Origin of the sequence: Clostridium tyrobutyricum, assembly GCF_019144085.1 — a bacterium.
GTDB lineage: Bacteria > Bacillota > Clostridia > Clostridiales > Clostridiaceae > Clostridium_B > Clostridium_B tyrobutyricum_A.
Window position 1 is genome coordinate 1 of record NZ_JAHHUY010000003.1, and the last position, 21,789, is coordinate 21,789.

Below are 21,789 nucleotides of genomic sequence, written 5' to 3' on the forward strand. Positions count from 1 at the left end.
TATTCAAATTACGAATTGAAGTAAAATAAACAGAAGTTTAGCACTTAAAAATATTTAAGACGATAGTCCTTTGGATTATAAAAGTTTATCGGTATTTACAATAGAATTAATAAATTCTGATTTTTACTGGAAATTATATAGAAAAATTTGCATAATAAAAACATCCTTTTTATAATAGTTTTGCTCTAAAAAACTTAAAAAAGGATGCTGATAAAATGAGTAAAAGTTATTTAAAACAGGTACTCACTTATATTAATAAGGTATACCATATTGGCAAAGAAATCAATAACTTAAAAGATAAAATAATAAAATCTCCAGTAAAAGTTTCAACAATTACTTTTGTAGTATTACTTGGATTTATGCTTCAAATAAATAGTTTCAATAGATTAAAACATTGGTTTGAAAGCAATAAATTTAAAAAAATAGTTCCTAAAGGGGCACAAATACCCTGTATTGACGCCGTCAGGCGGTGTTTAAGTAATTTCGATTTAGAAGGATTGAAAGATATTAACAGTAACATAGTAAAAACTGTTATAAAAAATAAGGTGTTTCAAAATGGTAATATTCATAACTTAAAAGTGGCTGCCATTGATGGTGTTGAACTATTTGAAAGTACTAAAAAATGTTGTTATAAATGTCTTTCACGAGTTCAAAAGGATGGAAAAACTCATTATTTCCACAGGGCAGTAGTTTGTGCATCAGTAGGTTCAGATCCACATATTATTTTTGGACAGGAAATGCTTGAACCCAAAAGAGACAGTTCAGATAAAAATGAGGGTGAGATTACAGGCGGTAAAAGATTAATTAAAAAATTATATAAGCAGTATCATTATTTTGCAGATATAATAGTTGCTGATGCTCTATATTGTAAATCTACCTGGATTAAGGAAATCTTATCTATAGGAATGGATGCAGTAGTGAGGGTTAAAAACAAGCGGCTTAATATTGTAAAAGATGCTCTTGGTATATTTAAATGCCGTCAGGCAGATGATTTTTGGACTATGAAAGAAAAATGTGGCAATTATAGACACATAAAAGCATGGGATGAAGATAATCTTGAAATGGCTGATTTAGAAACAAAAGTTAGGTTTATAAAATTTGTAGAAAAAATTTATTACAATAATGGAGGCAAAGTAGAAGTTAAGGAATCGTGGATTATAACGACAGATAAAACAGCCCCAGTAAAGATTTTATGGAAGATAATGTATAAGAGATGGGACATTGAAAATAATGTTTTTCACCAGCTGAAAACTGGGTGGCATCTGGATCATTGCTTTCTCCATAGCCCTTTGGGCGTTGAAACAGTACTAATGTTTATAATAATTGCATTCAATTTAATGCAGTTGTATTTTTTTAGGTGTATAAGAGGGTTTAGAGATACACGAATGCTCCAGATAGACTTTGTAGAAGATATAAGAGACGAAATGCTGAGTGTAAGTAATTGGATAAACCCTATATTTAAAGTAACGTAAATATGATTTAAATTGGAAATCAATTAAGTAAAATTTACGGGGTAAGTGGAAACCTTATTTATATTTACAACCTATCGGTCTACAAACATACCATTTCTTTAATTAAGTGTAATAAAATACATTTTTAGTTAAATCAAAATTTTTACTGGAATTTTGGCGCTAAACTCCTGTAAAATAAAAGACAATACCAATATTTCCTTGAATAAATGTTTTATTTAATATAAAATATGTTATATGGCGTTATTATTGTAAGGAGGTTTTAATGTGATAGGTAGTATTACAGGTGAAATCGGTGAAATTTATTATTCAGAGGAATCTGTGGCAAACATAGTTGGTATATCTACAATGGAGTGTTATGGCGTAGTAGGTATGGCATCTAAAAATGCAAAAGATGGATTTTGGGAATTGATAAGAGGGGAAAGCCTAAGCAGAGGAGTAAAAATTCGTTCTAAAAATAATGAACTTTTGATAGAGTTATATATAATGGTTGAGTATGGAACAAAAATATCCGTTATTGCAAATAACATAATACAGAGAATAAAATATAACGTTGAAAATTATATAGGATTAAAAGTCTCAACTATTACAGTAAATGTTCAAGGTGTTAGAATCTAGGGAGGAATTGTAAAAATGGATTACTTAAAAATAGATGGACAGCGTTTTTACAATATGTTTGTAAGTGCTAGTAATGATTTAGAAGAACAGAAAGGCCTTGTGAATTCATTGAATGTTTTTCCAGTGCCTGATGGTGATACTGGGAGTAATATGTCCATGACATTAAAAACAGCTGTATCTGAAATAAAAAATATGAAAAGAGAGTCTCTTGGCAATATAGCAAAACAACTTGCAAAAGGAGCTCTTATGGGAGCAAGAGGAAACTCAGGTGTAATACTGTCTCAAATATTGAGAGGAATATCAAAGGGGCTTGAAGGAAAATCAGATGCTAATTCCATGGAAATTGCAAATAGTATAAATGAAGGAGCTAAATATGCCTATAAGGCAGTAATGAGACCTACAGAAGGTACAATATTAACAATTATAAGATCGGCAGGAGAAGCTGCTTTAAGATCCAATACAGACAATGTAACAGATCTTTTAAAGGAAGTATGCGCCTACAGCGAGGTCACATTGGATAAAACTCCCGAAATGCTTCCAGCTTTGAAAAAAGCTAAAGTTGTTGATTCAGGAGGTAAAGGACTTCTTATAATATTACAGGGAATGTATAGAGCTCTTAGAGATGGAATTGAAGATGCTGAATTACAGGATTTTGAAGAAATTGATAGTCAATCTCAGGTGGAAAATTTGGATCAGGCAGATATAAAATATGGATATTGTACGGAGTTTTTTGTACATTCTAAAAATGCAGATATACAAGTATTTAAAGATAAACTTTCAACCATGGGAGATTCTATGGTAGTTGTAAGTGATGAAGATGTAATAAAGGTTCATATCCATACAAATGATCCAGGATGGATATTATCTCAAGCTGTTAAATTGGGAGAATTATCAAAAATAAAGATAGATAATATGAGAGAAGAACACAGGCATGTATTAGGTATAGATAAGGATGATAACAAGATTCTAGATGTAAACAATTCAACTGGTGATATTAGTCAAGAGGATAATGGCATAAAGAAATATGCAGTTATAACAGTAGCTATGGGAGACGGACTGGCAAATATGTTTAAAGACCTAGGAGTAGACTGTGTTATAGAAGGCGGTCAGACTATGAATCCAAGCACTCAGGATATACTAAGTGCTGTAGAGAACATAAACGCTGAAAAAATATTTATATTTCCCAATAATAAAAATATTTTTATGGCAGCTAAACAGGCATCTGAAATTAGTGAAAAGCCGCTTATAATAGTACCAACTCAAACTATACCTCAAGGAATAACAGCAATTACTACATTTAATTCGGATTTAAGTGTGGAAGAAAATGTTAATTCCATGAAGAGAGCTATAAAAGGTGTAGTTACTGGTTCCGTAACTTATGCGGTAAGGGACACTGAAATAGATGGTAAAATTATAAAAGAAGGAGATATATTAGGACTTGTTGATGGAAATATAAAACAAGTTGGTGATGATATATTTAAAGTTTGTGAAGATATACTAACTGGTATTGTCAGCCAAGATAGTGATTTAATAAGCATATATTGTGGCAAAGACTGTGATCATGATAAGGTTGAAGAATTCACCCATAAGATAGAGAATAAATATTCAGATATGGATGTACAGTGTTATAATGGAGAACAGCCTTTATACTATTTTATAATTTCAGTTGAGTAAAAAAAGCCAAAGGGCTTTTTTTATTTTATATTTTTAAAAAGGTAGGTGATTTTATGGATGCTTACAGTGATATAGGAATTTTAAAAGGAGTAGGACCTAAGACAATGAATGCATTAAATAAATGTTGTATATTTAGTGTATTGGATCTTCTGCTATACATTCCAAGAGAGTATAAGACTATTTCACAATTTGGAAGTTCAAATTCCAATAGAGATAAAATAATATTAAAATGTGTAGTTAAATCTATAAGAAGAGATATTAGAACCAAAACAGGAAAAATAATGTCTACAGTAGTATTTGATAATGATGATGGCGTTTTTACCGGCAGATGGTTTAATCAGCCATATATGAAAAATAAGTTTTCAGTAAACTGTGGTTATACTATAATTGGAAAATTGAATGAGTTTAAAGGAAAATCTTATATAATGAATCCAGTTGTAGTAAAAGATGATTTCAGCTTTAAGAATTATACAAATATAGAGGTAGTTTATCCACTTAAAGCTGGATTGACAAATAATATATTTATAAGGTTGATAGATCAAGTATTAAAAAAAATAGAGATTTCAGAAAATCTTCCTAGTTGGATAATAAAAAAATATAATTTGTGCAGTTTAGATAAAGCAATAAGAATTATACATAACCCTAAAGATTTAGAAGAACTTAGAGAAGCTAAAAGAAGACTTAAATTTCAAGAACTTTTTACATATTCACTAAAAATATTGACATTAAAAGATTACTATACAAAAAATAAAAAAGGTATATCATTTAAAATTTCGAAAGACCTAACAGACTTGAAGTATTCATTGCCATATGAATTAACAGAGTCACAAAACAAGGTCATAAGGGAAATATTATTAGATGAAAAGAGAAGTAATTCTATGAATAGGCTAGTTCAAGGAGATGTAGGGAGTGGCAAGACTATAGTTGCCATAATTGCTATATTTAATGTAGTTAAAAACGGATATCAAGCAGTGCTTATGGCTCCTACAGAGATACTTGCAAGGCAGCACTATGTTGAAAGTAAAAAACTATTGGAAAAATTCAATATAAATATAGAACTTTTATGTGGAAGTATTACTAAAAAAAATAAAGAAAACATAAAACAGAATTTAAAAAATGGATATATAGATGTTATAATAGGAACCCATGCACTTATTGAGGATGATGTAGAATTCTCTAAATTGGGAATTATAGTTACAGATGAGCAACATAGATTTGGAGTTATGCAGAGAAGCAAATTGTTAAATAAAGCTAAAAATGTAGATGTATTAGTGATGACCGCTACACCTATTCCTAGAACATTAAGACTTTATTTATATGGAGATTTAAATGTATCCACCATAGATAGTCTTCCACCTGGAAGACAAAAAATTGATACATTGTATTTAAGTAAATCTTCAAGAATTAAGGCATATAGATTTGCCGTAAATGAAATAAAAAATGGAAGACAAGTTTATATAGTCTGTCCTTTGGTAGAGGAAAATGAAGATATGGATTTAAGTTCTGTGGAGAAACTATATGAAGAATTGAAGGAGGATTATTTTAAAAATATATCCTTAGATATAATACATGGAAAAATGTCATCAAAAGTAAAAGAAGATATAATGAATAGATTTAAAACAGGAAACATAAAAGCAATAATAGCTACTACAGTTATAGAAGTAGGCATAAATGTTCCAAATGCATCCCTTATTATAATAGAAAATGCAGAGAGATTTGGTTTATCACAGCTTCATCAGCTTAGAGGAAGAGTTGGAAGAGGAAAGTATAAATCATATTGTATTCTCATTGCAGATATAAAAAATAACATAATAAGAAAGAGAATGGAAATTATGAAAAGCAGTAACGATGGATTTTTCATATCTGAACAAGATTTGAAAATAAGAGGTGCAGGAGAAATTTTTGGATATAGGCAACATGGAGAAGATGAACTTATAATTTCAGATTTGAACCAGGATATAGATATTTTTAAAGTAGCGAACATGTCGGCTAGACAACTTATAAAAAGTGATAAAGAAGAGGATATCAAAATTAAAAATAATATATTCAATAAAATAGAGAAAAGTTCTAAATTCATATGTTTCAACTAGGTTAAAAATTTTGTGTATAAATAAAATTTATGATAAAATATTAAGGATAAATACTTATATTTGAATACATGAGGAGGAAATAAATAATGAGAATAATTGCAGGTCTTGCCAAGGGTAGAAAATTATTATCACCAGTTGGATACGATACTACAAGACCTACTTTAGATAGAGTAAAAGAATCGATTTTCAGTATAATTCAAAATAAATTACAGGATTCTGTAGTAGTAGATGTATTTGCAGGCACTGGAAGTCTTGGACTAGAAGCAGTTAGTAGAGGAGCCAAGAAATGTTATCTCATAGATGAAAGTAGAGAAACATTTTCATTTTTAAAACAAAACGTAATAAATTTAAAATTTGATGAAAAATGCAGTTGTATTAATACTGATTCTTACAGGGCACTTGAAGAGTTTGGATCTAAAAATATCAAGTTTGATATTATATTTATAGATCCGCCGTACAAGAAAAATATGATACCAAAAGCATTGGATATAATTAAAGAGAAAAAACTACTAGATGACCATGGAATAATAGTTTCCAAAATTGATAGTAGAGAAGAAATACATGAAGGAAATGGTGATATAATTTTAAGTGACCATAGAAAATATGGAAAGACGATTATATGCATTTATAAAAAATATAAGGAGGATGAATAAGGTGAAAACAGCAGTTTATCCTGGAAGTTTTGATCCAATAACAAATGGGCACCTAGATATAATAAAAAGATCAGCTAAAATATTTGATCATGTAATAGTTGCCGTACTTGTCAATCCTGATAAAAAAGGATTTTTTAATGTAGAAGAGAGAGTTTCTCTTATAGAAAAGGTTATAAATGGAATAGATAATGTAAGTGTAGAAAGTTTTAGCGGACTTTTAACAGATTTTATGAAAAAGAAAAATGCTCAGGTAATAGTAAAGGGTCTTAGGGCAGTATCAGATTTTGAATATGAATTCCAAATGGATCTTATGAATAAAAAGCTTTGTCATGAAGCAGAAACCATGTTTATGATGACAAGTGCTAAAAATTCATTTTTAAGTTCCTCTGCAGTAAGACAAGTTGCTATGTTTAATGGATGTATCAAAGATTTGGTTCCAGATCAAATTATAACTGATGTAATGAAGAAAGCTCATAAATATTGTAAAAAAAGTTAGTCATCCTTAGGAGGAAAAATTATGAATACTATCAAGTTGTTAGAATACCTTGAAGAAATTATAGAAACATCAGCAAAGGTACCTATGACTGGTAAAGTAATGATAAGTAAAAAAGAAGTTTTAGATATATTAGATAAAGTAGAAAACAGTCTTCCAGGCGAATTTAAAAAATCAAAATGGATAGTAGAAGAAAAAGAGAGAATATTAAATGATGCTATAAAAGAAGCAGATAATATGAAAAAAGAAAATTTGAATATATTAAAAATGCAGATAGAAAATCATGACATAACTAAGGAAGCAAATATACGTGCTGCTGAAATAATATCATCTGCAAAAAAAAATGCAAAAGCCATACGTATGGGTTCAGTAGAATATGCAGATAATATACTTAAGCAGTTAGATGCAGAAATACAATCCAAAAGTGAAGTCATGCTTTCAGATTTAAAGCTTCAAGCACAACAGTTTGTTGATGCTCTTTATGAAAGTGTAAATTTAAAAACCAATTTAATAAGAGATAATATAGATGAACTAAAGAATATTAAATAGATTTTTTAATTTGAACAGTATAACAGGAAATATAATGATACCAATTAGGAATATAAATATGTTGTCACTACTTCCTATTGGTGAATAATAGTAAGAGAATATTTCCTTTGATATTAATTTACTTTCATATATTTTAAATATAAATAAACTTAATATAGCACATAGTATTCCGTGGATTATTTTTCTAAATATGTACTTTCCCATGGAAATTTTAAATTTATAGGTAAAAGAGTATACTTGTGATATAATTGAAAAACCACTAAAAGTGAATAAAAAACTTACAATTAAAATCTTTATATAGATATTTCCACCAGAAGTAGATATCAAATTACAACCATTTGTCATTTCGATTATTCCAAGTAGTGTACCTTTAATAATACCAGATGAAATATTAAATATATTGGAAATTTTTTCTGTAACTATTTCAAACACTAAATTATGTTCAAGTATGCTGTTTATAACAGAAAACACAGTAACAAAACCGCCAATAGATAGACAAGTTTTAATAGAATTTTCAATACTTTTTTTTAGTATATTTCCTATATTGGAATTTGATGTTATTGAGTTCTGAATGTAATTGTTATTATTATAACTAACTTTGGATGGAAGAATAAATCCCATAATAAAACACGAAATTAAATTTGAAAGCAGAAGTATATATCCTAAAACGCTGCTTTTAAACATTGATATACCTACAGAACCTAATATAAATAGGGGGCTTGAATTAGATGCTATATTTAATAATCTTGTAAAAGTATTATTATCTATTTCCTTATTTTCGTATAAATCGCAGGCATATTTTGCACCTAGAGGGTAACCGCAGAGCATACTTATTATAAGAGTAAAACTACAACTTCTTGGAAGCTTTAATGGAGAACATAATATTTTACCAAATAATTTGGCATATATATAAATGCCATTACAATTAATTATTATATTTGATACTATTAAAAAAGAAAATAATGATGGAAATACCTTGTAAAAGAATAGTATAACTCCATTTATAGCGCCATCTATACATAATTTAGGAGATAATATAATCTGTATAATTAAAAGAGAACATAATATAGTTACAAATAAATTTCTGTCTTTTAACAGAAATGCTAGAAGTAATACTATTATAAATAATAGTATATAGAATAATATTGCCATTTAATCACCTGCTTTTTATTTAACTCAATTCTTATATGAAAACATATTAGAATTATATTAAAAAAAAAGGATGTTTATTACTTCATATAGTATTATTTTAAAAAGCATTTCCTTTAAATATAATTGGACTTTTTTTGTAATCCGAATTAAATTTCACAAAATTGTTTAAAAGACTATATGCTTTTGTAGAGTTTAAATCTATGGATAAGAAATTATCAAGTTTTTTAGGAAATTTTGTGTATACATGAATTGAGGAATTTTCTTTAATGGATTTTAGTATTTTCATTCCAGTTTCATTGAATCCAAGAACTCGTGTGTAAGAGCATTTTTGTCTTCTCATAATATCAGTTTCAAATTCATCAAATCCAAGAAAAAATTGACATAGTATTCTGCTTATTCTTGTGTAGGCATATCTTTTGGTTTTAACACATTTAATTATTTCATTATAATCAGATTTGTTTTCCAAAGCTCGAAAAATTCTATTTTCTATACCTTCAGATACTTCCGGAAGTTTTAATATAGATTTTTTTTGTAAAAAACATCTATATTTTAAATAAGGAACCATTAAATTTTCCATATCAAAATTATAGTTTTGTCTGCATAATCTCCGTAAAATTCCATAAGTTTCAGTTGGAACAGTTTCTTTTATATAGGATAGATCTCTATTATGTTTTAAGAAAGTTCTTATAGCAGAAGCACTGGAAAAATTATTTTCCAATATAGTGCTGTTATAATTTTGACCCTGTCTTTTTATAGAAAAAGCATTCATATTACTGTTTAACTTTTTTAAACTTTTTAAATATTCGAGTGCTAAAATATTGTTAGAGGCTGATAATATAGATTTGAATTCTAAAGGAGAAATATTTTTATATCTGTCCTTAAGAAAGTTTATTATAGAATTACTTCTTGCCTCAGCATATGAATTACCCTTTAAAAGTTCAGTTTTTAAATAATTTTTTAATTCAGGAGGCTCATCATATAGAATTTCTGATATAGAATTCAATAAAGAGATATTATCACATTCACTTCCAAAACAAATATTATCAACTACGCCTAAATTCTCCATTAGACTTATTGCTCCGAAAGAAAAAAACTCTGCAGAAGAAACACTATATAATGTAGGTAATTCCAATACTAAATCCACTCCATTTAAAAGAGCAATTTTAGTTTTATTCCATTTATCTATTATTGAAGGAAGTCCTCGTTGAACAAAATTTCCTGAAATTATGGCTATAATAGCTTGACAATTTGTTATTTTACGTGTATTTTGAATATGATAAGCATGACCGCAATGAAAAGGATTATATTCCGCTATAATGCCGGTTATCTTCATTATTCTAATAAACCTCCTATTTATCTATCTTAATTTAATTCTTTATGCATATTATTATAACAGATAAAGCATATTATTATAACAGATAAAAATTTTTTATAAAAAAATAAAAAAAAATACTGTTTTTTTATTGAAATATATATTGAAAAAGGATTATATTATAAGTATATGTGATTTTATATTAATTTTTATATCTTGAAGGGAGAAACGAAAATGAGATTAATGAAACAAATATGGGAAAAGGCAAAAACAGATAAAAAGACAATTGTTTTAGCTGAAGGTGAAGAAGAAAGAAATCTTAAGGCAAGTGAAAAAATAACTAAAAATGGTCTTGCTAATGTAATAATAGTTGGAAACATTGATGTAATAAAGGAAAAGGCTAGCAAGTTGAATGTGGATTTAACTGGCGTTACATTGGCAGATCCACAAATTTCTGATAAATTAGAAAAATATGCTCATGAGTTTTATGAATTGAGAAAGAAAAAAGGTATTACTCCAGATAAAGCAAATAAGATAGTTAGAGATCCGTTGTATTTTGCAACAATGATGGTCAAACTAGGAGATGCTGATGGATTGGTATCTGGTTCTATACATACTACAGGCGATCTTTTGAGACCAGGTCTTCAAATTGTAAAAACTGCTCCAGGAACTTCAGTAGTTTCAAGTATATTTATGATGGAAGTTCCAAACTGTGATTTAGGTGATAATGGTTTCTTGTTGTTCTCAGATTGTGCTGTAAATCCTGTACCTAATACTGAACAATTAGCTGCAATAGCTATTAGTACTGCAGAAACTGCAAAAAGTTTATGTGGTATGGATCCCAAAGTAGCCATGCTTTCGTTTTCAACTAAGGGAAGTGCACAACATGAAAATGTAGATAAGGTGAGGGAAGCAACCAAACTTGCTAAACAAATGCAACCGGATCTTAAAATAGATGGAGAACTTCAATTGGATGCTTCTTTAATACAGGAAGTTGCGAATTTAAAAGCTCCTGGTAGTCCTGTAGCAGGAAAGGCAAATGTACTTATATTTCCTGAGCTTCAGGCAGGAAATATTGGATATAAATTAGTTCAAAGATTTGCAAAAGCAGAAGCAATAGGACCTATATGTCAGGGATTTGCAAAACCTATAAATGATTTGTCAAGAGGATGTAGTTCTGACGATATAGTAAATGTAGTAGCTGTAACAGCAGTACAAGCACAAGCTGCAAAATAATTTAATGAGTAGCGTAAATATAAGGTTCTATTAATATACGAGGAGATGATTTTATGAAAATATTAGTAATAAATTGTGGAAGTTCATCTTTAAAATATCAGTTGATAAATATGGAAGATGAAAATGTACTTGCTAAGGGTCTTGTGGAAAGAATAGGTATAGAAGGCTCCATCCTTACTCATAAAGTAAATGGAGAAAAGTATATTACTGAACAGCCTATGGAAGATCATAAAATAGCTATAAAATTAGTTCTGAATGCACTAGTAGACAAGGATTATGGAGTTATTAAAGACATGTCTGAAATATCTGCAGTTGGACATAGAGTTGTGCATGGTGGAGAAAAATATGCAAATTCAGTTTTAGTAGATGAAGATGTTATAAAAGCTATAAAAGATTGTGCTAAATTGGCACCACTTCATAATATACCAAATATGATAGGTATAAATGCATGTAAAGAATTAATGCCAAATACTCCTATGGTGGCAACATTTGATACTGCATTCCATCAGACCCTTCCAAATTATGCATATACTTATGCAGTACCATATGATCTATATGAAAAATATGGTGTTAGAAAATATGGATTCCATGGTACATCACATAAATTTGTATCAATAGAAGCAGCTAAGATGATGGGAAAGGACATAAAATCTCTTAAAATTATAACTTGCCATTTGGGAAATGGAGCTAGTATATGTGCCATTGACGGTGGTAAGTCTGTAGATACTAGTATGGGATTTACTCCACTTGCAGGTCTTTGCATGGGAACTAGATGTGGAGATATAGATCCTGCAGTGATTCCTTTTCTCGTAAAATCAGCTGGAATGTCTATAGATGAAGTAGATACTCTAATGAATAAAAAATCTGGTGTACTTGGTGTATCAGGAGTAAGCAGTGATTTTAGAGATGTATTAGCTGAAGAAGCTAAAGGAAATAAGAGAGCGGAACTTGCTTTGAATGTTTATACTTACAGGGTTAAATCAGTAATAGGTTCTTATATAGCAGTTTTAAATGGAGTTGATTGTATAGTATTTACAGCTGGATCTGGAGAAAATTCAGAACCTCTGAGAAGAAGAATATGTGATGGACTTTCAAATTTAGGCATAGTTTTAGACAAGGAAAGAAACAATGTTATGGGAAAACCAGCTCAGATAAGTTCAGATGATTCTAAAGTAAAAGTATTTGCTATTCCTACTAATGAAGAACTTATGATAGCTAGAGATACAAAAGAAATAGTTGAAGGTAAATAAAAAGTGAAATTTAAATAAATCTTGACTTTTAATGCTCATCTCTATATAATAAATTGTGGCTAATGTATAGAGGTGAGCATTATGAAAATGGATATATCTGATCTGCTAAATAAAGAGATATTTACAAAAAAACTAGATATTGTTTTAAAAGAGGATAGTTTTTATGATGGCAAGGAATATAGTGGTATTTTAACCCCTATCATGTTACTGGCGAATTTGGAGAAAACAGATCATATGATTACTCTAAATGGTAAAGTCAGTGGAGTACTTGAACTTACTTGTTCAAGATGTTTGAAGAAGTTTGCTCATGCCATAAATATAAATATCAATGAAAGATTTACAGACAAGAAAATAGTTGATTGTGACGAGGATATTTTCTTTATTAATGATGGTTACATAGATATTACTCAAATAATAGAAAATAACATAATATTAGCATTGCCAATAAAAAGACTTTGCAAAGAAAATTGTAAGGGATTATGTCCTAAATGTGGGACTAATTTAAATGATTCAACCTGCAATTGCAAAGAAAATGATATTGACCCTAGATGGGAAAAGTTAAAAGATATGTTTTCTAAATGATTAAGGAGGTGTTTTACTATGACAAGTCCAGCAAGAAAATCATCAAAAGCAAGAAAGAGTTCAAGAAGAGCTCAGACCTTCAAGGCAAGTTTACCAGGAATTGTAGAATGTCCCCAATGCCATGAAATGAAACTTGCTCACAGAGTGTGCAAGAATTGTGGCTACTATGGTGGTAAAGAGGTTATTGCAGCTGCAAAATAGTTAAAGAAAGTCGATAGGCTTTCTTTTTTTGGTTAATATTTATTTTTCATCATTCTAATGTGATATAATTATAGCTAATTTGTTTATTGTCAGGGTGTGAGATCATGGTAATTGTTGTAGATGGTATGGGTGGAGATTTTGCACCTGGAGAGGCTGTTTGCGGTGCAGTTTCTGCTATAAAAGAATCGAATATAGATATAATAATAACTGGAAAAGAAGATATAATAAACAATGAGTTGAGAAAATACCAGTATGATAAGAATAGAATTAGTGTTTTGGATGCAAAAGAAGTAATTACTACTAATGAACATCCTGTCATGGCTGTTAGGGAAAAAAAGGATTCAAGTTTAGTTAAGGCCCTTAATGCTGTATCTTCAGGAAAAGCACAAGCTGTAGTTTCGGCAGGAAGCACAGGAGCTTTTATGACAGGAGCTACTTTAATAGTAGGCAGAATTAAGGGAATTGACAGAGTAGCCTTGTCACCAATTATGCCCGGTAAAAATGGTAAATTCATGGTGGTAGATGCAGGAGCAAATGTAGATTGTAAACCTAAATATTTACTTCAGTTTGCTTTAATGGGTAAGATATATTTAGAAAATGTGCTGAATATAAAAAATCCATCTATTGGTCTTGTTAATATAGGTACTGAAGAACAAAAAGGTGATGAGCTTACAAAAGCAACATATAAACTTCTAAAGGAATCTAATTTAAACTTTATCGGTAATGTAGAACCTAGAAATATATCTGATGGTGATGTAGATATATTGGTTTGTGATGGTTTTGTAGGAAATACTGTTTTAAAAATGTATGAGGGTGTTGCATTAAATGTAATGAGTATGCTCAAAGAAGAAATATTAAAATCTTCTACTGCTAAAATAGGTGCAATATTAATGAAAAATGTATTTAGAAATTTGAAGTCAAAATTTGATTATTCTGAATATGGTGGATGTTCATTTTTAGGCTCGAAGGGAATATGTGTAAAGGCACATGGAAGTTCTGACAGCAAAGCTTTTAAGAATGCTATTTTTAGGGCTAAACATTGTGTAGAAAGTAAAGTTGTAGATAAAATAAAGTTAGAAATAGAAAAAATATCAGATATTTGATATAGTAATTAAAAAAATCAATATATGTATATTAATACTGAATATATTGGTATATAATAAATTTAATGCTAATGTATTGACGGTATACGATATTTATGTAATATTATTTATGTACAAATTTTTAGGAGGCGAAATTATGGTTTTTGAAAAAATAAAAAAAATAATAGCAGAACAACTCGGAATAGGTGAAGATGAGATAAAGATGGAGTCATCATTCGTAGATGATTTAGGCGCAGATTCACTTGATATAGTTGAACTTATTATGGCTCTTGAAACAGAATTCGATTTGGAAATACCAGATGAAGAAGCAGAAAAAATATCTACAGTTGGAGACGTAGTTGAGTACATAAAAGCTCATACAGAGGAGTAAGAAGAGAGTCTCGTTTTATACGGGACTCTAAATTTTATAATGATTTAATATGTAGTTTATTCTTGAATTTGTTTTTAAAAGCAAACTGAGGAATAAACTTCAAAAGGAGAAGATTTAATGGAGCAATTTTTGAATGATTTTGAAGAACTTGAGAAAAAATTAAAGGTTTGTTTTAAAGATAAAGAAATATTAAAAACTGCACTCACCCATAGTTCTTATGCAAATGGCAAGAAATCAATAAAATTCAACGAAAGGCTAGAATTTTTGGGAGATGCAGTACTTCAACTTTCCATATCAGAATATTTGTTTTTAAATTATAAAGATGAGCCAGAAGGGGTACTTACTAAAAAAAGATCAATTATAGTATGTGAAACTTCACTTTATGAAATTGCAAAGAAGTGGGATATAGGTCATTATATAAATATGAGTAAAGGTGAAGAGATGACAGGTGGCAGGGAAAGGGTATCAATACTTTCAGACTGTGTTGAAGCTATAATTGCAGCTGTTTATATAGATAATGGATACAAAAAAGTTGATGAATTTATAATAAGCAACTTTCACACTATTATAGAAAAAGCAATAAATGATAAAATTATATTGGACTACAAGACAAAACTTCAAGAAGTTATGCAGCAAAGCGGAGAGGTTTCAATAGACTATAAGCTTACTAAATTTGAAGGACCTCCACATAGACGAAAATTTTACACACAGGTATCTGTAAACGAAAATATACTTGGAAATGGTGTTGGATACAGTAAAAAACAATCAGAGCAAAATGCCGCATATAGAGCATTAAAAAATACAAATTATTATAAAGATTAAGAGGTAATTTCAATATGAGCAATAAGCACTATATAATTCCTATATTTGTTCCAAATGAAGGATGCCCGCATAATTGCGTTTTTTGTGATCAAACTACTATAACTGGAAGTCAAAAAAAGGTAGATGCTGATTTCACTAGAAATACTATAGACAAATATTTAAATACTATAGATTCACGTAAGGCTAAGGTTGAAGTATCATTTTTTGGAGGGACTTTTACAGCTATAGATATGAAAAAACAGAATGAACTTTTGAAAGTGGCTAAGGAGTATAAAGATGCAGGTCTTATAGACCTTATCCATCTTTCTACGAGACCTGATTATATAGATAATACTATATTAGACAATCTTAGATCATATGGTGTAGATGTAATAGAATTAGGAGTACAATCTTTGGATGAAGAAGTACTTTTTAAGTCTGGCAGAGGTCACTCCAAAGAGGATGTATTAAAAGCTTCAGCTCTAATCAAAAAATATGGATTTACCTTAGGACATCAAATTATGCTTGGACTTCCAGGGGATAATTTTCAGAAAGATATATCTTCAGTTAAACAATCCATAGACATGAAACCTGATATATATAGAATATATCCTTCTCTTGTAATAAAAAATACTCCTATGGAAGGTATGTATAAAAAAGGTATGTATAGTCCATACAGCTTAGAGGAAGCAATTTATATAACTAAAATACTCTATTGTATGTTAATATCAAATAAAATAAATATAATAAGAGTTGGACTTCAGCCTACAGAAGAAATAAACCTGGGTGCTGAAATTGTAAGTGGCCCTTTTCATCCTGCCTTTAGGGAACTGGTGATAGGAAGTATATATAGTGAGTTTTTGAGGAAAAACATACCTTACAATTATATCGGAAAAGTAAAAATTAAGATTAATGGAAAAGATATATCAAAATTATATGCTAATGGTAAAAAGTTTTTTAATGATGTTAAATTGCAACTTAATGTATCTAAAATACAGGTAGTTCAAGATAATAGCCTTAAAAGGGATACTTTTATTTTGAATTTGGAAGAAGATGAAAGAAAATTATATTTTGATCTTTATTTATTCAGTAAGGATTTTAAATATTAAAGAGGTGTGTACTATGAAAAAGGATACTAGAGATAAGATGACTAAAATATTTGTGGTATTTATAGTAATTATGTTTATAGTAGGTTTGCTTCCAATGATTTTTGGAAGATAGGTGGAGAAGAAAATGTATTTAAAAGCTATTGAGATAAGAGGATTTAAATCCTTTGCAGACAAAACAAAATTGATACTTACAAATGGGGTTACTTCTATTGTCGGACCTAATGGAAGTGGGAAAAGTAATATTTCAGATGCAGTCAGATGGGTATTAGGAGAACAAAGTGTTAAAAATTTAAGAGGAGGTAAAATGGAAGATGTAATCTTTGCTGGAACTCAATTTAGAAAACCAGTAGGGTTATGCCAGGTTTCATTGAACCTTGACAATTCAGATAAAGCTCTTCCACTTGAGTATACTTCTGTAACAGTTTTAAGAAGATTATATAGGTCAGGAGAAAGTGAATATTATATCAATAGTACTAAGTGCAGGCTTAAAGATATATATGAGTTATTCATGGACACTGGAATTGGCAGAGAAGGATATTCAATAATAGGTCAGGGTAAAATAGATGCCGTTCTTAGTGGAAAGCCTGAAGATAGGCGAAGTCTTTTAGAAGAAGCAGCTGGAATTGTAAAATTTAAGTGGAGAAAAGATGAGGCTGAAAAAAAGCTTAAAAATACAAATGAAAATCTAATAAGAATAGATGATATAATGAGTGCCTATAAAGATAGGCTTGAACCTCTTGGTATAGAAAATGATAAGGCCAATAGATTTTTGAAACTTTCAGAAGGATTAAAGGAAAAGGAAATAAATTTACTGATTCATTCAATAGATGAGATTAGGATAAAGGTAGAAAAATTAAGAGATATAGTTGCTGAAAAGAAAGAAAATATAGATAATTTAAATTTAAAATTTGTAAATTTAAATTATAAGGTAGATGAATTCAATAAAAAAATAGATAATATTATTATTGATAGAAGAAATTGCGAAAAAAATTATTATGATAGCAAATCCGAAGTACAGGGACTTCATTCAAAAATAGAATTATTAAAAGAAAAGATATCAAATATAAAAAATATTATGAAAAAAAATGACCTGGAATATGATACTTTGAAGAAAAAAATGTATTCCACTATTGATGAAAAGACTTTAAAGAATAATGAGCTTTCCAAGCTTTGCAATATTCAAGTTGAACTGAATAATGAAATAGAGGAACATCAGTGTAATTTAGATAAATATGTACAGACGGTTTATAACAAAAATGAATTAATTAGAAATTTGAAAGATAGCCAGATAGAGTATTTAAGTACTATATCAAATTTAAAAAATAATATTTCAATGTTTACAGAATATATAAAAAAGACTATAGATAAAATAGAAAATTTAAAAGAAACGTATACTGGATATGAAAATTCACTAATGATAAATTTTAGCACAAAAGATGTTATTGATTTACAGATTAGAGATATAGAGAAAAAAGTTAAAGAATATGAAGTTAAAATAGTTGAAAATAAGAAAAGTATATTAAATCACAGAAATTGTTTAAAAAAATCCCAGGAAGAGTTAAAACAAATAAACAGTATACATATGAGATATGAAGCAAATAGAAATATGCTTATAAATTTAGACAGTCAATATGAAGGATATAATAGATCTGTGAAAATGCTTATGCAACATATAAAATCTGGCAAAGCTCAAGTAGAGCAAAATAGTTGTTTTGTTTTAGGTGAAATAATAAAGGTTGATAAACAGTTTGAAGTAGCTATAGAAATAGCTCTAGGTGGGGCTATTTCCAATATTATAACCAAAAATGAAAAAATGGCAAAACATCTTATAAAATATTTGAAATTAAATAATTTGGGTAGAGCTACATTTCTGCCACTTACAATAATAAAAGGTAGAAAGATATCTGAGAATAGATTGTTTAGCAAAATAGATGGTTATTTAGGTATTGCAAGTGATATAGTTGAATGCGATAGTTATTTTAAAAATGCATTACAATATGTACTGGGAAGGACTATAATTTCTAAGGATATAGATAGTGCATTAAATATAGCTAAAACAAGCAATTATACTGTAAGGATAGTCACTCTTCAAGGTGAAATAGTAAATCCTGGAGGTGCTCTAACAGGAGGAAGCTTAAAATCAAAAGCCAGCAATATAATAGGAAGAAAAAGAGAAATTAAAAGTATTGAAACCAAACTTGGTGAATCTGAAGGTAAAATAAAATCGTTAAGTCAGCTTATAAGTAATTATGAAGAAAGTATAAGAAAATTCGATGAAGAAAATTTAAATCTTAGAGATGATATATATTCTAAAAATATAGATATTACCGAGTTAAAAGGGAAAATAAATAATATAAATAATGAGAATCTGAAATTGAAAAAGAATATAGATATATCTAAAAAGCAGATACAAAATCATGATATAGAAATTAAAGATTATAAGAAAGAACTTGAAAGTAAAAAAATAGTACTAAAGGATTTTAATGACAAACAAAATTTTAATAATAAAAACATATTGACTTTGGAAGAAGAGTTAAAGGGTAAAAATGAAACCATAGATAGTACGAGAGAAAAACTTACAGCTGTAAAAATAAAAAAGGCTAAAGTTGATGAAAGTATATTAAATATAAATAATACACTTAAAAACCGTGAAGAAAATATAAATGAATTTAAAAACAAAATTTTGAATTTGAAAAATGAATTAAATGATTTTAATAGCAATACAAAAAAATACCATGAAGAAATTGAAAAAAACAAGTTTGATATAGAGGAAAAGAATAATTGTATATTAAAATTTGAAAATATAATAAAAAAATTAAAAATAGATGAAATAAAAATTAAAGACAAAGTTAAAATCCTAAATAGTGATTCTCAAAATTTAGCTTTGGAAATAAACAAGAAGGAACAAGAATTACATAGGTCTCAATTGAATTTAACTAAATTTATAGCGGATGAAGAAAATATGTATTCAAAATTGAATTCAGATATGAAAATTACATATGAGGAAGCTCTTAAATATAAATTCAAAATTGAAAATATAGAAGAATTTAAAATAAAAATTCAGAATTTAAAAAAGCAAATATCTGATATAGGAGTTGTTAATCTAGGTGCTATTGAGGAATATAAGGAATTAAAAGAAAAAGTGGATTTTATGGAATCTCAAAAGCAGGATTTAATAAATGCAAATAATGAGCTGAACAATGTAATTTGCGAAATGACAGATAAAATAAAAGTTGTATTTAATGCAAACTTCAATAAACTTCGAAAAACTTTTAATGAAACTTTTAATGAACTGTTTAAGGGTGGAAATGCAGACATTATAATTACAAATGGTGATGAGCTTACAGGAAATATAGATATAACTGTACAGCCACCTGGTAAGAAACTTCAAAATATAAATCTTATGTCTGGTGGAGAAAAAGGACTTTCCGCCATAGCACTTTTATTTGCAATCCTTAAAATGAAACCAACTCCATTTTGTATACTGGATGAAATTGAGGCGGCTCTTGATGATGCAAATGTAGCCAGATATGCTGAATTCCTAAAAAAGTTTTCTAAAGACACCCAATTTATTGTAATAACTCATAGAAAAGGAACTATGGAAGTAAGTGATGTTCTATATGGAGTTACCATGGAAGAGAAAGGTATATCAAAAATTGTTTCTGTGGATTTAAATGAAAATATATCTTAAAATAAAAATCAGGAGGTAATCATATGATTCAAAAATTTTTTGACAAATTAAAGAATGGACTTACTAAAACTAAAAATAATTTAACAGGCAGGATAATGGAAGTTTTAAGCAGTTATGTTTCTATAGATGAAGATCTTTATGATGAACTTGAGGAAATACTTATAACTGCTGATATAGGAGTTGATACTACACTATACATAATAGAAATGTTGAAACAGAAGATAAAAGAAAACAAGATAAAAGATCCAAACCTTATAAATGATTGTTTAAAGGAAGTAATTATAGATATATTAGGAAGTGAAAATGCTGTATTGGAACCTGAGAACACACCTGAGGTTGTACTGGTAGTTGGAGTTAATGGAGTTGGAAAAACCACATCTATAGGTAAAATAAGTTCAAAGTTAAAAGATAAGGGATATAAAGTTTTAATGGCTGCTGCAGATACTTTTAGAGCAGCTGCTATAGATCAGCTGGAAATTTGGAGCAATAGGGCAGGAGTGGATATAGTAAAACATCAAGAAGGCTCTGATCCAGCAGCAGTTATATTTGATGCAGTTCAGGCTTCCAAATCACGAAATGTTGATGTACTTATATGCGATACTGCAGGTAGATTGCATAACAAAAAAAACTTGATGGATGAGCTTGGAAAAATAAACAGAGTAATTGACAGGGAATATCCAGAGGCAAGTAGGGAAACTTTGCTAGTATTAGATGCTACTACTGGACAGAATGCAGTTCAGCAGGCAAAGCAGTTTATGGAAGTTTGTAAGATAAGTGGTATAGTATTGACTAAATTAGACGGAACTGCCAAAGGAGGAATTGTAATATCCATAAAACATTCACTTGGTATATCGGTTAAGCTAATAGGAGTAGGAGAAGGTATAGATGACCTTCAGGAATTTAATGCTAATGATTTTGTAGAAGCACTATTTTAAATTAAATTCATATATTCTGCAGCCTGTTAAGTAAAAACACTTGACACCTTATTTAAATTTTGATATTATATTTCTGGTAGATAACTATATAAGTTTTAATTTCATAAAAATAAATTTTAAGGAAGTGGCAGAGACAGTGGATCGTACTGTAGGTGTCATGAGAGAAAGAATACAAATTTCCATACTGATGGATGTATATGGAAATTTATTGACAGATAAACAGAAAAATATAATGGATTTATATTATAACTGTGATTTGTCTTTAGGTGAGATAGCTGAACATACAGATACAACAAGACAGGCGGTATATGATATTATAAGAAGATGTCATAAAATACTGTTCCAATATGAAGAAAAATTGAGTTTAGCTAACCAAAAAACGAAATTGGAAAAAGTTAAAAAGAATATTTTACAAGATTTAGATCTACTGAAAAACTCAGACAATAAGGAACTTGTAAATAATATGAAGAAATATATAGTGGATAATATTTAATATAGGAG

The 21,789-nt window shown here is 28.9% G+C and carries 21 protein-coding genes; 19 read left to right on the plus strand and 2 right to left on the minus strand.

Annotated features, from left to right (window positions below):
- Window positions 1–215 precede the first annotated feature (215 nt).
- The 7 genes from KM800_RS15400 (at window position 216) to KM800_RS01660 (ending at window position 7,546) form a co-directional block, all read left to right on the plus strand.
- A complete protein-coding gene (locus KM800_RS15400; RefSeq protein WP_254906432.1) occupies window positions 216–1,472 on the plus strand; it encodes a transposase in 1,257 nt (418 codons plus the stop codon).
- 264 nt (window positions 1,473–1,736) lie between these two features.
- Window positions 1,737–2,087 (plus strand): Asp23/Gls24 family envelope stress response protein, encoded by a 351-nt coding sequence (locus tag KM800_RS01635; RefSeq protein ID WP_017750657.1) that lies wholly within the window; start codon window positions 1,737–1,739, stop codon window positions 2,085–2,087.
- Window positions 2,088–2,102: 15 nt separating this feature from the next.
- The gene (locus tag KM800_RS01640) at window positions 2,103–3,761 is read left to right on the plus strand and encodes a DAK2 domain-containing protein (RefSeq protein ID WP_217811510.1); all 1,659 of its coding nucleotides are present in this window, start codon (window positions 2,103–2,105) and stop codon (window positions 3,759–3,761) included.
- Between the two features lie 53 nt (window positions 3,762–3,814).
- A complete protein-coding gene (recG, locus tag KM800_RS01645) occupies window positions 3,815–5,851 on the plus strand; it encodes an ATP-dependent DNA helicase RecG (protein WP_217811511.1) in 2,037 nt (678 codons plus the stop codon).
- Window positions 5,852–5,937: 86 nt separating this feature from the next.
- On the plus strand, window positions 5,938–6,504 hold the full coding sequence (rsmD, locus tag KM800_RS01650) for a 16S rRNA (guanine(966)-N(2))-methyltransferase RsmD (protein ID WP_217811512.1): 567 nt from the start codon (window positions 5,938–5,940) through the stop codon (window positions 6,502–6,504).
- A 1-nt stretch (window position 6,505) separates the two neighbouring features.
- Window positions 6,506–7,000, plus strand: coding sequence for a pantetheine-phosphate adenylyltransferase (gene coaD, locus KM800_RS01655; RefSeq protein ID WP_217811513.1), 495 nt, complete (start codon window positions 6,506–6,508; stop codon window positions 6,998–7,000).
- Between the two features lie 21 nt (window positions 7,001–7,021).
- Complete coding sequence (locus KM800_RS01660; protein ID WP_217811514.1) at window positions 7,022–7,546, plus strand: ATPase; 525 nt, start codon at window positions 7,022–7,024, stop codon at window positions 7,544–7,546.
- Here KM800_RS01660 and ylbJ read toward each other — a convergent pair.
- Window positions 7,529–8,698 carry a sporulation integral membrane protein YlbJ gene (ylbJ, locus tag KM800_RS01665; RefSeq protein WP_217811515.1) on the minus strand — a complete coding sequence of 390 codons (1,170 nt, stop codon included), beginning with the start codon at window positions 8,696–8,698 and terminating at the stop codon, window positions 7,529–7,531. The two genes, KM800_RS01660 and ylbJ, sit on opposite strands and share 18 nt — an antisense overlap.
- Window positions 8,699–8,795: 97 nt before the next feature.
- A complete protein-coding gene (locus tag KM800_RS01670; protein WP_217811516.1) occupies window positions 8,796–10,031 on the minus strand; it encodes a nucleotidyltransferase in 1,236 nt (411 codons plus the stop codon).
- A gap of 213 nt (window positions 10,032–10,244) precedes the next feature.
- Here KM800_RS01670 and pta point away from each other — a divergent pair, with 213 nt between their 5' ends.
- The 12 genes from pta to KM800_RS01730 all read left to right on the plus strand — a co-directional run bounded on the left by pta (window position 10,245) and on the right by KM800_RS01730 (window position 21,781).
- Complete coding sequence (gene pta / locus KM800_RS01675; RefSeq protein WP_217811517.1) at window positions 10,245–11,246, plus strand: phosphate acetyltransferase; 1,002 nt, start codon at window positions 10,245–10,247, stop codon at window positions 11,244–11,246.
- Between the two features lie 53 nt (window positions 11,247–11,299).
- Entirely contained in the window at window positions 11,300–12,496 is a 1,197-nt protein-coding gene (locus KM800_RS01680; protein WP_217811518.1) for an acetate kinase, read from the plus strand.
- A gap of 81 nt (window positions 12,497–12,577) precedes the next feature.
- Window positions 12,578–13,078 carry a YceD family protein gene (locus tag KM800_RS01685; RefSeq protein ID WP_217811519.1) on the plus strand — a complete coding sequence of 167 codons (501 nt, stop codon included), beginning with the start codon at window positions 12,578–12,580 and terminating at the stop codon, window positions 13,076–13,078.
- An 18-nt stretch (window positions 13,079–13,096) separates the two neighbouring features.
- Window positions 13,097–13,279, plus strand: coding sequence for a 50S ribosomal protein L32 (gene rpmF / locus KM800_RS01690; protein WP_017750646.1), 183 nt, complete (start codon window positions 13,097–13,099; stop codon window positions 13,277–13,279).
- Between the two features lie 104 nt (window positions 13,280–13,383).
- Window positions 13,384–14,382 carry a phosphate acyltransferase PlsX gene (gene plsX, locus KM800_RS01695; protein ID WP_217811520.1) on the plus strand — a complete coding sequence of 333 codons (999 nt, stop codon included), beginning with the start codon at window positions 13,384–13,386 and terminating at the stop codon, window positions 14,380–14,382.
- Window positions 14,383–14,518: 136 nt separating this feature from the next.
- On the plus strand, window positions 14,519–14,752 hold the full coding sequence (gene acpP / locus KM800_RS01700; RefSeq protein WP_217811521.1) for an acyl carrier protein: 234 nt from the start codon (window positions 14,519–14,521) through the stop codon (window positions 14,750–14,752).
- 117 nt (window positions 14,753–14,869) lie between these two features.
- Complete coding sequence (gene rnc, locus KM800_RS01705) at window positions 14,870–15,574, plus strand: ribonuclease III (RefSeq protein WP_217811522.1); 705 nt, start codon at window positions 14,870–14,872, stop codon at window positions 15,572–15,574.
- 14 nt (window positions 15,575–15,588) lie between these two features.
- Window positions 15,589–16,662 (plus strand): elongator complex protein 3, encoded by a 1,074-nt coding sequence (locus tag KM800_RS01710; protein ID WP_217811523.1) that lies wholly within the window; start codon window positions 15,589–15,591, stop codon window positions 16,660–16,662.
- A gap of 13 nt (window positions 16,663–16,675) precedes the next feature.
- Entirely contained in the window at window positions 16,676–16,774 is a 99-nt protein-coding gene (locus KM800_RS01715) for a hypothetical protein (protein ID WP_017750641.1), read from the plus strand.
- Window positions 16,775–16,786: 12 nt separating this feature from the next.
- Complete coding sequence (gene smc / locus KM800_RS01720; protein ID WP_217811524.1) at window positions 16,787–20,353, plus strand: chromosome segregation protein SMC; 3,567 nt, start codon at window positions 16,787–16,789, stop codon at window positions 20,351–20,353.
- A gap of 23 nt (window positions 20,354–20,376) precedes the next feature.
- Entirely contained in the window at window positions 20,377–21,288 is a 912-nt protein-coding gene (gene ftsY, locus KM800_RS01725; RefSeq protein ID WP_217811525.1) for a signal recognition particle-docking protein FtsY, read from the plus strand.
- 157 nt (window positions 21,289–21,445) lie between these two features.
- Window positions 21,446–21,781, plus strand: a complete 336-nt coding sequence (locus KM800_RS01730; protein WP_217811643.1) for a putative DNA-binding protein — start codon at window positions 21,446–21,448, stop codon at window positions 21,779–21,781.
- Window positions 21,782–21,789: the final 8 nt, after the last annotated feature.

What these genes read in the sequence shown, in the direction of transcription:
- recG (WP_217811511.1), top strand. Translation starts at nt 3,815, where the DNA reads ATGGATGCTTACAGTGATATAGGAATTTTAAAAGGAGTAGGACCTAAG.
- KM800_RS01670 (WP_217811516.1), bottom strand. Translation starts at nt 10,031, where the DNA reads ATGAAGATAACCGGCATTATAGCGGAATATAATCCTTTTCATTGCGGT.
- rnc (WP_217811522.1), top strand. Translation starts at nt 14,870, where the DNA reads ATGGAGCAATTTTTGAATGATTTTGAAGAACTTGAGAAAAAATTAAAG.
- ylbJ (WP_217811515.1), bottom strand. Translation starts at nt 8,698, where the DNA reads ATGGCAATATTATTCTATATACTATTATTTATAATAGTATTACTTCTA.
- KM800_RS01680 (WP_217811518.1), top strand. Translation starts at nt 11,300, where the DNA reads ATGAAAATATTAGTAATAAATTGTGGAAGTTCATCTTTAAAATATCAG.
- KM800_RS01685 (WP_217811519.1), top strand. Translation starts at nt 12,578, where the DNA reads ATGAAAATGGATATATCTGATCTGCTAAATAAAGAGATATTTACAAAA.
- acpP (WP_217811521.1), top strand. Translation starts at nt 14,519, where the DNA reads ATGGTTTTTGAAAAAATAAAAAAAATAATAGCAGAACAACTCGGAATA.
- ftsY (WP_217811525.1), top strand. Translation starts at nt 20,377, where the DNA reads ATGATTCAAAAATTTTTTGACAAATTAAAGAATGGACTTACTAAAACT.
- rsmD (WP_217811512.1), top strand. Translation starts at nt 5,938, where the DNA reads ATGAGAATAATTGCAGGTCTTGCCAAGGGTAGAAAATTATTATCACCA.
- pta (WP_217811517.1), top strand. Translation starts at nt 10,245, where the DNA reads ATGAGATTAATGAAACAAATATGGGAAAAGGCAAAAACAGATAAAAAG.
- plsX (WP_217811520.1), top strand. Translation starts at nt 13,384, where the DNA reads ATGGTAATTGTTGTAGATGGTATGGGTGGAGATTTTGCACCTGGAGAG.
- rpmF (WP_017750646.1), top strand. Translation starts at nt 13,097, where the DNA reads ATGACAAGTCCAGCAAGAAAATCATCAAAAGCAAGAAAGAGTTCAAGA.
- KM800_RS01730 (WP_217811643.1), top strand. Translation starts at nt 21,446, where the DNA reads ATGAGAGAAAGAATACAAATTTCCATACTGATGGATGTATATGGAAAT.
- KM800_RS01640 (WP_217811510.1), top strand. Translation starts at nt 2,103, where the DNA reads ATGGATTACTTAAAAATAGATGGACAGCGTTTTTACAATATGTTTGTA.
- KM800_RS01660 (WP_217811514.1), top strand. Translation starts at nt 7,022, where the DNA reads ATGAATACTATCAAGTTGTTAGAATACCTTGAAGAAATTATAGAAACA.
- KM800_RS15400 (WP_254906432.1), top strand. Translation starts at nt 216, where the DNA reads ATGAGTAAAAGTTATTTAAAACAGGTACTCACTTATATTAATAAGGTA.
- KM800_RS01710 (WP_217811523.1), top strand. Translation starts at nt 15,589, where the DNA reads ATGAGCAATAAGCACTATATAATTCCTATATTTGTTCCAAATGAAGGA.
- KM800_RS01715 (WP_017750641.1), top strand. Translation starts at nt 16,676, where the DNA reads ATGAAAAAGGATACTAGAGATAAGATGACTAAAATATTTGTGGTATTT.
- smc (WP_217811524.1), top strand. Translation starts at nt 16,787, where the DNA reads ATGTATTTAAAAGCTATTGAGATAAGAGGATTTAAATCCTTTGCAGAC.